Below are 15,295 nucleotides of genomic sequence, written 5' to 3' on the forward strand. Positions count from 1 at the left end.
GGAGGTTTTTTCATGGAAAAGATCCAGGAAATGCTGACCGGCACAGCCGGAAGCATTGTCGGCGCCATTGTGACGCTGATTGTCGGAGTGATTGTGATCAAGCTCCTGATGAAGGCCCTGCGGAAGCTGAAGAGCTTTGAAAAGCTGGACCAGACGATGACGCGGTTCATCCTGAACTTCATAAAATGGGTGCTGTATGTACTGCTGATCATCGCCGTGATCGGAATGCTGGGCGTTCCCATGGCGGAAGTGATCGCAGTGCTGGCCTCTGCCGGCGTGGCGGTCGGCCTGGCCCTGCAGGGCGCGCTGAGCAACCTGGCCGGCGGCATCCTGCTGATGATCCTGCGGCCGTTCAAGGTTGGGGATTATGTGGAAGCGGGCGGCGCCAGCGGCTTCGTGCAGTCCATCAACCTGTTCTATACCGTGGTCCTGACCATTGACAACAAGCGCATCACCGTGCCGAACGGCAACCTGATGAATGCCAACGTGACGAACTATACGGCTGAAGACAAGCGCCGGGTGGACCTGGTGTTCTCCTGCGCCAAGAGCGAGAAGCCTGCTGAAATCCAACAGTGCATCCTGGACGCCGTAGCCGGCAGCAAATACGCCCTGGCAGAGCCGGCACCTTTCGCCCGCCTGAGCGGCGGCACCAACGAGGCGATGGAGTTCACCGTACGCGTATGGTGCAAGACGGAAGAGTACTGGGACCTGTATTTCGAGCTGAACCAGCTGATCGTGGAAGCCTTCGGGGAGAAGGGCGTCAAGGCGCCTGCGCTCCGCGTGCTGAACGAAAAGGCATAAGCGAAGGAAAACAAAAACGGAGGCGGGGAATGATTCCCCGCCTCCTTGCTTTTCTTATTTCAGATCCTTTACATACAGGTGGTCCGAAGAACCGCCGTAGTTTGTGATGTCCCGAACATAGGAATACCCGTACCGCTCATACAGGCCGGCGTATTCGGACGGGATATAGCTGCGGCTGAATCCCTGCGCCCGGAGGTAATCATTGGCACAGGCAATGAGCTTTTCACAGACCCGCAGCCCGCGGTATTCCTCCGATACAAACAAAGTGGAAACCCAGGGATAAATATCCGGCAGCGGATAATAATCCTCTTTCATCACGGAAGCCATCCCGATGATCCGCCCGCCTTCCGTGGCGGCGAACATGGTCTCCCAATCGGAAAATTCCCAGTTCCGGATCAGGCGGGCTGTGTGGTCCTTGACTTCCTCCCAGGAACAGTTTTCCACAAACGCGAGCAGCTGTTCCGCCAGGGGCGTTCCGCGGTCCACCTTCCGGACGGAAAAACCATCCAGCAGGCGCCAGCCGAAATGCTTTTCCACGAGGGATACCGTTTCATCCACGGTGCGGCGGTCATCCCGCTCCAGCCAGAAGAATTCGCTGCCGCGGATATAGTTCCAGCGGTCAATATTCAGCGAATACAGGGTTTCATTGCAGGTGGCCTTTGCCTTTTCATAGTTGGAGGCGCTGCGGAGGAAATCCCGGAAGGGCCGGTGATCCGGACGGCTGATGTAGGCATCCACCAGTTCCTTCGGCTCTTTGATCAGGAAGGCGATCCGGGAAGGATCGGTGATCTTCGCCGCGTCTTCCGCGATGAGGTGGATGTCGCACAGGATGATCCGGTCCTGTGAGAGACGGACCAGGTCCATGAGGACAAAATCCAGCTGCTCCCGGCTGTTGCCCAGGAGCCAGTTTTTATACTCCTCCACGGTCCGGCCGAAGAACTCATCCGCGTCCCGGAAGGACCGGTTCATGTTCGGCTGGTGCTCCGGATCGGATTTCAGCTGATGAATTGTAAACTGGTCATCGATCACGTAGACCGGGATACCGTACTTTTTGCCGAGGGCCCGGGTGATGGTGGTTTTGCCCGCGCAGGGCGTACCGGAAATGAAATAAACATTCTTTAGGTACTCTTTGATTACGTTGTCCTGGAATATCATGGTGGTTTTCTCCTTATTCAATAGTTTTCAGTTTCGAACGGGCTCGAAGCATGAAACTATCAATAAGTTTCATGCCGTCAGATATTCCGCAGCTTCCGGAACATTAACATTTTTGTGTTCCTCCTTCCATCGGGGATAAACCCCGGACTGCCCACATGGCATTTTTCATTATATAGGGACAGGCTGAAAAGCACAACAGGGGACTCGCAGAACAGGAAAAGCTGTACGAAAAAGGCACTCCGGACGGGAGTGCCTTCGGCATATGCAGTTTTCAGGATCAGAGATCCAGGCCTTCAAAGCCCTGCCAGACGTTCTTTCCGCTGTAGGTCATGGCTTTGGCTTCGCCGCGCAGGATCTTCAGCACGGAGAGCGCCAGGGTATCCTGCTCCAGCTCATGGGCGTAGACATGGACCGGTGCGATCCAGCCGCAGCGTTCGGTGATCTTTTCGGCAATATCATTGAAGCGCATGAGGCCGCCGGTGAGCACGATGGCATCCACCTTGCCGCTGAGAACGGCGCTCATGGCCCCGATGCTCTTGCAGACCTGGTAGATCATGGTGTTCCAGACCAGGACGGCCTTTTTGTCACCCTGCTCAACCAGCGCGTGGATTGTATCGGAATTGGAGGTGCCGAACAGGCTGACAAAGCCGCCGGAGCGGGAGCACATGCGCCGCACATCGTCGATGGAATGCGCCTCGATATAGTCCAGCAGCTGCAGGACGGGGACGCTGCCGATGCGGGTGGGGGCAAAGGGACCTTCGCCGTCGGCCCCCATGGTGCCGTCGATCATGCGGCCGCCGCTGTGCGCGCCGACGGTGACGCCGCCATCGATATGGGCGGTAATCAGGTTGGCCTGCTCATAGGGGATGCCCATGGCTTCGGCATCCGCCTGGGCGACAGCTTTGTGGTTGAGGAAATGGGAGTGGGAAACACGGTAGAGGCCGCGGATGCCCGTAAGGCGCGCATAGTCGCAGTACTCATCCACGTTGGTGGGGTTGAGCGTATAGGCGGGCTTGTGGTAGTTCTGTGAGAACTTCCAGGCCAGCATGACGCCCAGCTTGGCAGCATGCTCGCTGCCGCCGACCGCCGCTTCAGTATCATCGTACAGCTTCTGGTCGATGATGGTGACGCCGCTCGGCTGCGTGCACGCGCTGCCGCCGCGGCCGACGAACACGTCGATTTCAGACGGATCCATATTCTCTTCTTTCAGCATATCCAGGATGACCTGGTAGCGGAAGGGAACCTGGCCGTTGACATGGGGAAACTGCAGCAGGACCGGCGCGTCGTGGAACCGGCTTTTGCAGAAGACTTCCTTTTCGTTGACAAAGAGACTGATCTTGGTGGATGTGGAACCGGGATTGATGACCAGCAGCTTGTATTCCATCGTAAGTTTCCCAACCTCATAACACAAAAATCAAAAAGACCGCTCTTTATTTCGACATGAGCGGCCTGAACCCTTTGAATAAATAATGTTTTTTGGGGATGGGTTTATTCCCCAGGGGTGAATTCCATGACTTCCCCGGCTTCCGCATCATCCTCCGACGGGGGAAGGACTTTCCGGATCCTATCCGTGATGCGGCAGAACTGCTCCATGGCCAGGGGGTGCGCCTTCTCCACAAAAGATTCGCGTTCTTCCAGGGCCGCGGATTCCAGGTCGGCGGCCGCTTCCGAAAGGGACGAAGCCCCGATGGTGGCGGAGGCGCTCTTGAGGGAATGGATCATGATACCGTAATTTTTCCAGTCCTTCGCCCGGATGAATTCTCCCATTCTGGCCTGTTTCGCTTCCGCGCCGCGGACATATTCCCGCAGCAGGCTCCGGTACAGCGCTGCGTCCTGCTGGCAGTACCGCAGGCCGGTTTCCGGATCCAGGCCGTCGAAGGAGAGGCTTTCGCGCAGGCTGCGGCTTTCGCTGTCTTCCGCTGAAGCTTTTCCCTGGCTGATCCGGACGACCTTTTCAGCCGGCAGGTAACGGAGGAGTGTTTCCTCCAGCGCGTCGCCGGAAACCGGCTTGGACAGGTAATCCGTGAAGCCCTCGGCGGTGTAGCGTTCCTTTGCCCCGACGATGGCATCCGCCGTAAGGCAGATGACGGGGGTGAAAGCATTGAGCCCTCCCTCCGCGGAACGGATGCGGCGGAAGGCATCGGTGCCGCTCATGCCCGGCATACGCTGATCCATCAGGATGAGGTCATAGGCATTCTTCTCCGCCAGGTCCACGGCTTCCAGGCCGCTTTCGGCGGTATCAATCCGGATGCCGGTTTTCTGCAGCAGGCCGACGGCCACGGCGATGTTCATCCGGGTATCATCCACGATCAGGAGACGGGCGTCCGGCGCGCGGAAGGCTTCATGGCCGGATTCACGGCTGTCCTCCTCATTATCCGCACTGATCCGGAAATCGCCGATGGGCTCCGCGGAAACGATCCGCTGGGGAATGGTGACGGTAAAGGCGGAGCCTTCTCCATAGACGCTTTCCACGCGGATTCCGCCGCCCATCATCTCCAGGAGGCTCCGGCTGATGGCCAGGCCGAGGCCGGTGCCCTCGACGGTGCTGTTCCGCTCCATATCCACCCGTTCAAACTTCTGGAACAGCTTTTCCTGGTCTTCCTTCCGGATGCCGATGCCGGTATCCCGGACGGTGATCTCCAGCGTGAGGTATTCGCCGGCGGCAAAGGTATCCTCCAGGCTGCGGACGGTCATCCGGACGGAACCGTGCTCCGTATACTTGATGGCGTTGCTGACCAGGTTGATGATGACCTGGCGTATGCGGTAGACGTCGCCGTACAGGGAGTCCGGAATGGACTCATCCACTTCCACCTCCCAGCCCAGGCCTTTTTCCCGGGCCCGGAAGGCGAACATGTTGCTGATATCCCGGGCCAGGGAGCTCAGCTCATAGTTGTTTTCGGTAATCGTGAGCTTTCCCGCCTCGATGCGGGAGAAGTCCAGCACATCGTTAATGATATGCAGCAGGCTGCGGCCGGAGGAACGCATATCCATGCAGTATTCCCGGGTGCGCTTGCTGAGCCCCTTTTCCCGCAGGATCAGCTCGCAGAAACCGAGGATGGAGTTCATCGGCGTGCGGATTTCATGGCTCATGTTGGCCAGGAACTCGGACTTGGCGCGGTTGGCCTCTTCCGCAGCCTGCAGCGCCTGATCCTGTCGGGACTGGGCGCGCACCACGTCAATCTGCGCCAGGATACAGATGATGACTTCCGCCAGGAAGATGAAAGGCGCCCGCTGGAATACTAGATCCGGGAACTGGTATCCGAACGCGCGGAGGGGACTCCACATATAGACACAGGTAGCGATAGCCACCAGGGCGGAAAAGATGCCGCCGTAAAACATGTTGAAGCAGTAGAATGCCACCGGGGGAACCAGGAACAGGATGAAGAGGCTGGTGCCGCCGACGCCGCCGTAGACCACAAACACGGCGCAGTTGATTCCGTAGATGAGCATCAGCAGGATGACGGCCAGCGGAATCAGCCTGGCGTTCTTCCGCGGATCCCGGCGGCTGTAGAGCATGATGAGCATGCTGGCAGCCGCGCCGAGGGCTGTGAACAGGGAAAGGTATCCCATGAACTGGTTGGCACGGCTGAAGTTGTCATACGTCAGGTAGAAACCGAAGACCACGCAGAAAGCACAGGCCACGATGGCCCTGCGGAGGTTGACGTTTTTGTACTTCTGCCATTTGCCGGCTGCCTGGTTCTGAGACATGGAATTCATCCTCACACAAGCTGTTTCTTTTTCACGAACGGCATCCCGGGGAAACTGCAAAGGGGAGGAAACCGGGGAAAACCGGGGTTCCGTCCCGCTGGTAATATTCTATCACAGAAATATCGGAACAGGGAATGGTTATTTCGGAATAAACGGCTTTACGGCAAACGGAAAACAGAAAAAACGGACACGGCTGCCGTAAATGGATCAAGCGGGAAACGGAAAAGGAAATCAGTTGCAGGTATTGCAATTGATTGGTATAATAATAGAAATACAAGAAATTGCGCACATTTCGTTTTTCCCCGAAAGCCAATGACCGGATGGGAGCTGAAGCATGAGGAGTTTTCGCTTAAAGCTGGTAAGCGTGATCGTTTTTGTCGTGCTTGTGAGTACGGCAATGCTTTTCCTGATCAGTTACCAGCGCACCAGAAGCAGCATGTCCGTACAGGCGGAAGAGAATTACCGCGTGATCGTGGACAAGTATACCCAGGAACTGGAGGCCTGGGTGAATACCAATGCCACGATTGTGGATTCCCTTGCGGCGGAGCTTACCATCAACCAGAAATACAATGACAGCTATGACGCGTTCCGTGCATGGCTGAACGAAAACTACGGACGCCTGAACAAAGGCGGCTCCATCTATGATATCTATTTCACCTATCCGAACAACAGGATGACCTGTGCTTCGGGTTTTTACGCAGACGGAACGGTGGACTATGTCCATGACCGGGAGTGGTTTACGGAAGCGGCCCGGACAGGCGAAATGTACTATTCCACGGCATACCGGGATTCGGACACCGGGAAACCGATCGTGACGATTTCAAAGGGAATATACCGGAACAATACGCTGCAGGGCGTTCTGGCGGCGGATATCTTTGTGGACGTGCTGGAGGATATCATCCGGGGCGCGGACATCGCACCGGACAGCTACGCGTTCCTGGTGGACAGAAACCTGGGCATGATCGTGCATCCTGATGAAAACTACACATTTGAAGATACCCCGCACAGCGTGCTGGAAATTGCGGACGCACCCTACGGCGAAGTGGTTTCCAGGATCCGTTCCGGATCGGACGGGATGGTATACCTGAAGGATTATGACGGTGTGGAGCGGGGATTTACTGTTTCCCGGATGTCCAATACCGGCTGGTACGTCGGAATTGCCATCAGCGAGAGTGAGCTGAGCCGCGATTTCGGGGTGCTGGTGCGCGGATTCCTGATCGCCGGGCTGGTCGCGATCCTGATCGGCTGCGGAATCGCGGTGCTGCTGGCACACGTGCTGGACAAGATGAGCACCCAGCAGCAGGAATACGAGGTGAAGGTGCAGGAGCTGCGGAGCCAGGTGGTCGCCAACACCCCGGTGCGCATGCTGGAGCACCTGAATGAGAACGGGGAGGAGAACGCGGAAATCCCGATGGACCTTCACCGCCAGGCGAGGATCCGGCGGCTGATCCCGATGACGCTGATCCTGGTGCTGATGATCCTGATGGTGGTTTATTCCACCCGCGCGATCAACGAGGTTTCCGTTGCGAACATCCATGAGGTGGGACGTGATCGGATTTCCGCCGCTGCCGCGGAGCTGGAGAACTACCTGCGGGTCGGCAAGGCAACCCTGTGGGTAACCGCGGATACGGTGGACCATATGGCGAACAGCGGATCGACCGCCGATGAAATCCTGGACTACCTGATTGTGGAAACAGAGACCCAGAAGGAACAGTTTGACGTAAACATCAACGGCCTGTACGGCTATGTGATGGGTGAATACCTGGACGGGCTGCAGTGGGTGCCGCCGGACAACTATGACCCGATCCGCCGCGACTGGTATCAGGCCGCGCTGGAAGCCGGGGGCGAAGCCACCATTGTGGCGCCCTATGTGGACGCGCAGACGGGATCCGTGATCATCTCCATCAGCCGGATGCTTTCCAACGGGAAGGACGTGTTGTCCATCGACCTGATGATGGACTATATCCAGGAGATTGTCTCCGACCTGCAGATCAAGGACAAGGGCTACAGCTTCATCGTGGACGGAAACGGCATGATGATTGCCCACCGTGACCAGAAACAGGTTGGCGGGTACATGTCCGGGGATGCGGAGATGCTGGAGCTGTTTGACCGGATCCGGGAAGTGAAGGACGGGCATTTTGAAATTGCCGCGGGCCGGGAACAGAGCACGGTGTTTGTGAAGGAAATCATGGACCAGTGGTACCTGGCGATCGTGATCGGCAGCGAGGAACTGATGGGCGATGTCAACCGGCAGCTGATCGTGAACATCCTGATCTGTACGATTACCTTCGCGCTGATCGCAATCTTCTTCCTGATCAGCCGAAAGACGGAAAACAACTATTTCCGGCGCATTGAGGAGATGCGGGCGGAGGAACAGAAGCAGGCGTATGAGGCGAGGGCACTCAAACTGGGCAAGGAGGCCGCGGACCGGGCCAACCAGGCCAAGAGCGACTTCCTGGCGAACATGTCGCATGAGATCCGGACGCCCATCAATGCCGTGCTCGGCATGAACGAGATGATCCTGCGGGAGACCGACGCCGCACAGGGCGACCAGAGCACGGAGCGCTGGCTGGAATCCTTCGGGAATATCCGCAACTACGCGGGGAACATCGGCAGCGCCGGCAATAACCTGCTTTCCATCATCAACAGCGTGCTGGATTTCTCCAAGATTGAAGCGGGACGGATGGAGATTAAGGAAGAGGAATACAGCCTGACATCCCTGCTGAATGACGCGTGCAACCTGGTTTATTTCCGCGCGAGGAACAAGGGACTGGACTTCCTGACAGAGGTGGAGGAAACCATTCCGGACCGGCTGACCGGCGACAAGATCCATGCGCAGCAGATTATTACCAACCTGCTGAGCAACGCGGTGAAATATACCGAGCAGGGCGCCATCCGCCTGAGCGTGCGGGCGGAGACGGGAAACCGCAAAGGAGCGAAAGACATTACCCTAGTGATTGCGGTGAAGGATACGGGCATCGGAATCCACCAGGAGGATATTGAGCGGCTGTTTGAGAAATTCCAGCGGATGGACCTGGAAAAGACGGGCACGGTGGAAGGAACCGGCCTCGGCCTTGCGATTACGCAGAAGCTGCTTTCCATGATGAAGGGCGATATCCATGTGGAGAGCGCCTACGGGAAAGGCTCCGAATTTACGGTGCGGATTCCCCAGCGGATTGCCGGCACCGAGCCGGTGGGCGAGTTCCGCATGTCCTTTGTGAATGACTTTACCGCGTCGCAGCCGTACAGTGCGGCATTCCGCGCGCCGAAGGCGCAGATCCTGATTGTGGACGATACGCGCATGAACCTGACGGTGGCCATCGGCCTGCTGAGCAAGACACGGATGAAGATTGACACGGCCACCGGCGGGGCGGGCGCCCTGGAGATGACCCGGTCCACGGCGTATGACCTGATCCTGATGGACCAGCGGATGCCGGGAATGGACGGCCTGGAGACCATGCGCGGAATCCGGGCGCAGGAGAACGGGCTGAACCGGGAGACTCCCGTGATCTGCATGACGGCGGACGCCGTGCAGGGCGCACGGGAACGCTACCTGGCAGAAGGCTTTACGGACTATATTTCCAAGCCGATTGACAGCAAGGAGCTGGAGCTGATGCTGAAGAAGTACCTGCCGCCGGCCAAGGTGGAGGGCGGCGGGGAAGCCGCCCCGGCCGGCGGGGAAGCCGCCGGTGTGCCGGACAGCCTGGAATGGCTGCGGGAAGCCGGGGTGAAAACGGAGGACGGCTTGCGCTTCTGCCAGGGAGATGAGGCACTGTACCGGACCATCCTGGGCGAATACCTGCAAGGCGCGGAGGCACATATGGCGGACCTCCGGAAATACTTTGAAGCCGGGGACTGGAAGAACTACGGCATCCAGGTGCACACGCTGAAGGGCACATCCAGGACCATCGGCGCGGAATCGCTTTCCGACATAGCCGCGGAACTGGAAAAGGCCAGCAACCGGGAGGATGAGGAGGTCATCCGCCGGATGCACGGGATCATGATGCAGGAATACCTCGGGTTTACGGGAATCCTGGCAAGGCACATGCCGGCGGTCCGGAAGGAACCGGAAGCGGACGGCATCCTGGAATTCCTGCCGGAGTAACCGAAAGGGAAAACAAAAATGACACGCCCTTATGCAGGGCGTGTCATTTTATCATCCGGCTGATCAGCCGTTGTCGCTCTCATCCGGCAGGAGGTCGTAGTTGACCAGCTCCAGGGATTCGCTTTCCAGGAACAGGCTGCCGTTTTCCGTGAAGGACAGCGTTTCCGACAGGTCCGCGGCGGCTTCCGTATCCCCGTCAAAGCGGGCGGCATACGTCTCGGGATCCAGGCATTCGAGCTTTTTGGTTTCCGCGTCGTACAGGCCCTTCAGCACGATGTCGGGGGCAGCGTTCTCCGCTTCGGAGTGGATGAGCACGTCGTAGCCGTAGTCGTCTTCACTGTCGTTCCAGGAGATTTCCACCCAGAGGTTCTTTTCCTGGTTGACCCAGGTGCCGTCGAACCGGCCGATATCGGAGAAGACGAGGTCCGTGCCGTCCTGGCCGCGGCCATCCTGCCAGGTCAGCATTCCGTTTTCATCGATTGCGAATACCGTCACCTGGTTTTCCTCATCGAAATCGTCATATTCGAATTCTTCGACCGATTCCGCGCCTTCCTTGTCCGTGAAGCCGTACTTCAGGGACGCGATGGACTCCAGCACGTCCTTTTCCTCATTGTAGCAGCAGGCGTATTCCCACACGGTACCCTTCTGCTCCGCCGGATCGTACTCGCGGATATCCACGCGGTAGCCTTCCTCTTCGTAGACGATGCTGACAGTCATGCCGAAGATCGCCCAGTCGGAATCAAACTTCTTTCCGCCTTCCGGCTCGGGAATCTCATCCGCGAACGCGGCGCATGCCGGCAGGGCCAGCATCATCACAGCCAGGATCATGCCCAGGATCTTTTTCATCATAAAATAAAGCCTCCCTTTCATATTCCGGACAGAATGCCCCGGAAGTTATCGGCAGGCTTTATTATACCGCTTATCGGTCAATCGGTCCAGTGTACGTCATATCGCCGATATTCCGGCGCGCGCGGAGGCTGCGGACATAATCCACTTCCTCCTGCAGGGCGTCCCGGGAGACCGGCTTCAGGAGATACCCGGCCGGATGGACCGTCCAGGATTCCACCGCATACCGGGGATGGCCGGTGACGAAAACAATATCTGTCCTGGGACGCATCTCCCGGATCCTCTCGGACAGCCGGATTCCGTCCGTTTCCGGCATGCTGATATCCAGGAACACCAGGTCGCACGGGTTGTCACGAAGCCAGGACAGGACTTCAAGAGGTTTGTCCATGCCGTGCACTTCGCTGATTTCAGGGATATCCCGGCAAAGGGAAACAAGATACTGAAGTGTCAGCTTTTCATCATCCACGCACAGTACCCTCAGCATATTTTCCCCTCCTTTCCCATCCCGGCAGGATTGTTCAGCCGGGAAATGATGCGGCCTGCCCGGTCGGACAACCGTTACGCCAGCTTCTTCAGGATCACCAGTTCGACGATCCCGCTGCGGATATAGACCTTGACATCATCCGCGACATTCTTCACCACGGATTTTTCCAGTTCATCCCAGGCTTCCCGGGCACCCGGGGCATTCTGCGCCACCCGGCTGTACAGGGCGCTTTCATACCGGCGCAGGGACCATTCCCAGTCCAGCATCGGGGAGCTTTCCATCGCATCCGGAAGGAACAGGCCGGAAACGTCCGCGGCATCCTCATCGGATTCCCAGTCAAAGAACGCCCGCAGGCGGCCCATGATGCCTTTGGCAGATTCGTTTTTGCCGGTGCTGGAGACGGAGAGCAGGCGGGTGCGCTCCTCCTCGGACAGGGTGGTCTTCACCTGCAGGTGCAGTTCATATTCATCGTCCTGGTCCTCAATCCAGAAGAGGCCTTCGGTTTCGCCGGTAATGGAGCGCATCAGGCCCATCGCTTCCTCAGCCAGGAGCCGGAGATGCAGGGCTTTTTTGGCGGAAAGACCTTTATAAGCGGCGACTTTGTCCACCTGCAGCAGGGCGGATTCCATCCGGGCGCCCCGGCTGGAAACGGCAATCACATCTGTTCTCATGGCAGGCTCCTCTTACTCAATCGTCAGGATATCGGTAAAACCGGTGACTTCCAGCACTTCACTTACGATCTCGTTGATATGGGTGACCTTCATGCCGCCCTTGCAGTTCATGATCTTGTGGGCGGAAAGCAGCACGCGCAGACCAGCTGAAGAAATATACTCCAGCTTGCTGCAGTCCAGGACCAGGCTTTCCGCGCCGTCCAGGGAGGCGAGTTCCGCTTCCAGCTGCGGGGCGGTCATGGTATCCAGGCGGCCTTCCAGGGCAATCTCCAGGGTGCTTCCGTTCATTTTCTTGGTGATGTTCATGGGTTTTCCTCCTTTTTTATGGTCCATCATGTACGGCTGTTCAGCCATTCAGCTTTTTGTAAATCGCCATTTCCACGGTCCGGCCCCGGATGGCGACCTTCACATCGTCCGCCACATGCGCGACAACGGATTTTTCCAGCTCATCCCAGGCTTCCAGGGCGCCGGGATCCTTTTTTGCGTACTGCTCCAGCTGGCCCCGGTAGTCCACCATGGACCAGGTCATGCTCTCAGGTGCGATGGTGCTGCCGGGCATGAACAGCCCGTGCATCACCGGCGCGCCGCCGGACAGGTCGAAGAAGCTGCGGAGCTTGCCCATCAGGCCGCGGGCCGCCTCGTTCTTCCCCTCCGTGGATGCCGCGATCAGCTGCCGGCGCTGTTCCTCATCAATCAGCGTGCGGACCTTCAGGTGCAGTTCATACACATCATCACTGTCCTCAATCCAGAACTCGCCGTCCGCTTCACCGGCGATGGAACGCATCATTCCCAGCATTTCCTCGGCCAGCAGGCGGAGGTGGAGCGCGTTTTTGGCTGAAAGGCCTTTATAGGCAGCCACTTTGCTGACCTGGTTCAGGGCTTCCTCCATCCGGGCCCCGCTGTTGGAAACGATCATGACATCTGTTTTCATCTGACTTTCTCCTTTTCTGCGGCAGCTGCCGCGGTGGGCTCTCACTGGAACAAACCCATTATATCGTCCGATGTCCAACAGATGTCCAATAGAACGAATACATTTCTTGCTGGTTTTGAACGAAAAAAGATATTTTTCCGGAATATGTGCATGAAAACGCTTCCGCTTTGGGGAAAACCTGCTTTTCCGGGAAAAGAAAAACGGCCGGTCCAAAGACCGGCCGGATGCGGATCCGGGAGGATTATTCTTCCGCACCGTACGTGCACAGGGCGCCGATGTCGAAATCCGCGATATTCAGGATGGAAGCATTGCCTTCCAGGTCCCGGTAAATGTAGATGATCACGTAGGAGGGCGCCGCATCAGGATAAACCACAGCGGCCTGGCAGAGTACCGCATAGTTGGTGCCGGCCACTACCTGGGAGCCCAGGAAGGCAACCGGGGTATAGTTCACACCGACCAGCCCTTCGAGCGCCTGGTCCACGATGGCTTTGATTTCATCAGTTACCGCAGGATCGGCGGAGGGGGTCCAGCCACCGGCCAGGGGCGCTTCCGCAACGGCGGCGACGGAGGTAATCATCATCATGACTGCGAACAGGACTGCGATCAGCTTCTTCATTTTCTTAACTTCCTTTCCGGACCGTTTTGTTCGGTCTCACTCATTTGGACGGCAGACGCGGGGAAAAAGTTCCCGAAAAAACCAAAAAGTTTTTTGGAATATTTCTGATTTCGGGAAAGACTCCCGGAATTCCTCCGTTCGGGAAGGCGGATTCTACTTTCCGTAGGTAGTATTGCGGATCGTCCTGCGCTACAATGATGACAGCCGCCGGGAAAGGCGGCGGATCAAACCCGCAGGGAGGCAAAAAGCAATGAACCAGTATGTGACCGGTGCGGCTATCCGGGAGCTGCGCCTGCAGAAGAATATGACCCAGCTGCAGCTGGCGGAGAAGCTGAACGTGAGCGACAAGGCGGTTTCCAAATGGGAGACCGGAAAGGGATACCCGGACATTACCCTGCTGGAATCCATTGCGGACGCATTCGGGATCTCTGTGACGGAGCTGATTTCCGGCAACCGGGTTTCCAACCGGAATGTGGCGGCAAACATGATGAAGTCCGGGTTTTATATGTGCCCGGTATGCGGAAATGTAATCCACACGATGGGCGAAGCCGTGATCCAGTGCCACGGTGTCCAGCTGCTGCGGGAAGAGGCGGAGCAGACAGATGAAAGGCATATGGTCTTCATTGAGCGCGTGGAGGATGAATACTACGTCCGGATTGACCATGAGATGACGAAGCAGCATTTCATCTCCTTTATCGCGGCGGTGTCGCCGGACCGGCTGCAGCTGGTGAAGCTGTATCCGGAAGGAAACGCAGAGGCGCGGTTTCCGATGCGCGGGGTGAAGAAGATCGTTTTCCGGTGCAACCGGGACGGCCTGTTTGCCACGGACATCGTGAAGGGAATTGACGACCGGAAGAGCGGATATGACGACACGGCGGAACGCCGCGCACTGGAGGAAACGGCGAAAAAGCTTTTTGGATAAAGGAGCCTGGCTTGACACGGCTTCCGGCATGCGATATACCATAAATAAGGAAACCCCGCGTTTCATACGCGGGGTTTCTGACAGAAAACGAACGGGAGGGAAGCCCGTATGAAGCTGAAGGAACTTCCGTATGACCTGACCGTATGCAAAACCGCATCCCTGGCGGATATCCGCACGGATGCCGGATTCTTTTTTATCGGAAGAACCGATGAGGAAATCTCCCTGGTGTGCCGCACGGAGGATACGCCGGTTCATACCACGGACCGGGAAGACGGATGGCGGGGATTCCGGATTGAGGGGATCCTGGACTTCTCCCTGACGGGGATCCTGGCAAGGATTTCCGGGATTCTCGCAGAGGGAAAAATCGGCATCTTTGCTGTTTCCACTTACAACACCGATTACGTGCTGGTGAAAAAGGAAAACATGCGCCGGGCAATGGACGCCCTGGCGGCGGCCGGATACGAAACCGAAGACGAATGACACGGAGGACGGGACCATGAAGCTGCGGAACATGACGGGGATCTACCTTTCCTGCAACGGGCAGATGCTGCTGCTTTACCGGCAGGGTGGGCGTGTGGTCTCCAACCAGTGGATCGCATCCGCCGGCGGGCACTTTGAGCCGGAAGAACTGAACGACCCAAAGGCCTGTGTGCTGCGGGAGATGAAGGAAGAGCTGAACCTGGCGGAGGACGACCTGACGGGCATGCGGATGCGGTACATCGCCCTGCGGAACGTGAACGGCGAGATCCGGCAGAATTACTATTTCTTTGCGGATCTGAAGCCGGAACATTACGCCCTGTTTACGTCCAGCGAGGGGAAATGCCGCTGGGTGGATTATCCGGACATCATGAACTATGAGATGCCGCTGACGGCCAAGTATGTGATGGAACACTACCTCCGGGAAGGACAGTATACCGATGCGCTGTACAGTGCGGTGAATGACGGGAAGGATTACCACTTTACCGAAATTCGGGAAAGCTGAAAAACCGGATGGGGAAAAGCACAGGGGTACAGAAGAAGGCCGCCGGAGAATTCCGGCGGCCTTTTCCGTCTGTC

General features: G+C 57.5%; 14 protein-coding genes. 5 read left to right on the forward strand and 9 right to left on the reverse strand.

Going from position 1 to position 15,295, the window contains the following annotated elements:
• Positions 1-12 precede the first annotated feature (12 nt).
• Positions 13-801 carry a mechanosensitive ion channel gene (locus tag JNO48_11410; protein ID QTE67792.1) on the forward strand — a complete coding sequence of 263 codons (789 nt, stop codon included), beginning with the start codon at positions 13-15 and terminating at the stop codon, positions 799-801.
• Positions 802-855: 54 nt separating this feature from the next.
• On the opposite strand, the gene JNO48_11415 is transcribed toward JNO48_11410, so the two are convergent.
• The 3 genes from JNO48_11415 to JNO48_11425 all read right to left on the reverse strand — a co-directional run bounded on the left by JNO48_11415 (position 856) and on the right by JNO48_11425 (position 5,664).
• The gene (locus JNO48_11415; GenBank protein ID QTE69758.1) at positions 856-1,311 is read right to left on the reverse strand and encodes a GNAT family N-acetyltransferase; all 456 of its coding nucleotides are present in this window, start codon (positions 1,309-1,311) and stop codon (positions 856-858) included.
• A 922-nt stretch (positions 1,312-2,233) separates the two neighbouring features.
• Positions 2,234-3,340: a butyrate kinase gene (gene buk / locus JNO48_11420; GenBank protein ID QTE67793.1), complete on the reverse strand. Its 1,107-nt coding sequence runs from the start codon at positions 3,338-3,340 to the stop codon at positions 2,234-2,236.
• A 104-nt stretch (positions 3,341-3,444) separates the two neighbouring features.
• Positions 3,445-5,664: a response regulator gene (locus tag JNO48_11425; protein QTE67794.1), complete on the reverse strand. Its 2,220-nt coding sequence runs from the start codon at positions 5,662-5,664 to the stop codon at positions 3,445-3,447.
• Between the two features lie 334 nt (positions 5,665-5,998).
• Between JNO48_11425 and JNO48_11430 the strand changes: the two genes are divergently transcribed.
• Entirely contained in the window at positions 5,999-9,769 is a 3,771-nt protein-coding gene (locus JNO48_11430) for a response regulator (GenBank protein ID QTE67795.1), read from the forward strand.
• A gap of 63 nt (positions 9,770-9,832) precedes the next feature.
• Here the strand turns inward: JNO48_11430 and JNO48_11435 are convergent, their stop codons facing one another.
• The 6 genes from JNO48_11435 to JNO48_11460 form a co-directional block, all read right to left on the reverse strand.
• Positions 9,833-10,618: a hypothetical protein gene (locus JNO48_11435; protein QTE67796.1), complete on the reverse strand. Its 786-nt coding sequence runs from the start codon at positions 10,616-10,618 to the stop codon at positions 9,833-9,835.
• 70 nt (positions 10,619-10,688) lie between these two features.
• Positions 10,689-11,099: a response regulator gene (locus JNO48_11440; protein QTE67797.1), complete on the reverse strand. Its 411-nt coding sequence runs from the start codon at positions 11,097-11,099 to the stop codon at positions 10,689-10,691.
• 74 nt (positions 11,100-11,173) lie between these two features.
• A complete protein-coding gene (locus JNO48_11445) occupies positions 11,174-11,770 on the reverse strand; it encodes a hypothetical protein (protein QTE67798.1) in 597 nt (198 codons plus the stop codon).
• Between the two features lie 12 nt (positions 11,771-11,782).
• Positions 11,783-12,076, reverse strand: coding sequence for an STAS domain-containing protein (locus JNO48_11450; GenBank protein ID QTE67799.1), 294 nt, complete (start codon positions 12,074-12,076; stop codon positions 11,783-11,785).
• Between the two features lie 40 nt (positions 12,077-12,116).
• Positions 12,117-12,701 carry a hypothetical protein gene (locus tag JNO48_11455; protein ID QTE67800.1) on the reverse strand — a complete coding sequence of 195 codons (585 nt, stop codon included), beginning with the start codon at positions 12,699-12,701 and terminating at the stop codon, positions 12,117-12,119.
• A gap of 241 nt (positions 12,702-12,942) precedes the next feature.
• Entirely contained in the window at positions 12,943-13,317 is a 375-nt protein-coding gene (locus JNO48_11460; GenBank protein ID QTE67801.1) for a hypothetical protein, read from the reverse strand.
• Positions 13,318-13,567: 250 nt separating this feature from the next.
• Here JNO48_11460 and JNO48_11465 point away from each other — a divergent pair, with 250 nt between their 5' ends.
• The 3 genes from JNO48_11465 to JNO48_11475 all read left to right on the forward strand — a co-directional run bounded on the left by JNO48_11465 (position 13,568) and on the right by JNO48_11475 (position 15,221).
• Positions 13,568-14,239 carry a helix-turn-helix domain-containing protein gene (locus JNO48_11465; protein QTE67802.1) on the forward strand — a complete coding sequence of 224 codons (672 nt, stop codon included), beginning with the start codon at positions 13,568-13,570 and terminating at the stop codon, positions 14,237-14,239.
• A 108-nt stretch (positions 14,240-14,347) separates the two neighbouring features.
• Positions 14,348-14,719, forward strand: coding sequence for an ACT domain-containing protein (locus JNO48_11470; protein ID QTE67803.1), 372 nt, complete (start codon positions 14,348-14,350; stop codon positions 14,717-14,719).
• Positions 14,720-14,735: 16 nt separating this feature from the next.
• Entirely contained in the window at positions 14,736-15,221 is a 486-nt protein-coding gene (locus JNO48_11475) for an NUDIX domain-containing protein (protein QTE67804.1), read from the forward strand.
• Positions 15,222-15,295: the final 74 nt, after the last annotated feature.

The sequence above is a fragment of the Clostridiales bacterium genome (assembly GCA_017569285.1).
In the GTDB taxonomy this organism is placed as follows: domain Bacteria; phylum Bacillota; class Clostridia; order Christensenellales; family Aristaeellaceae; genus Aristaeella.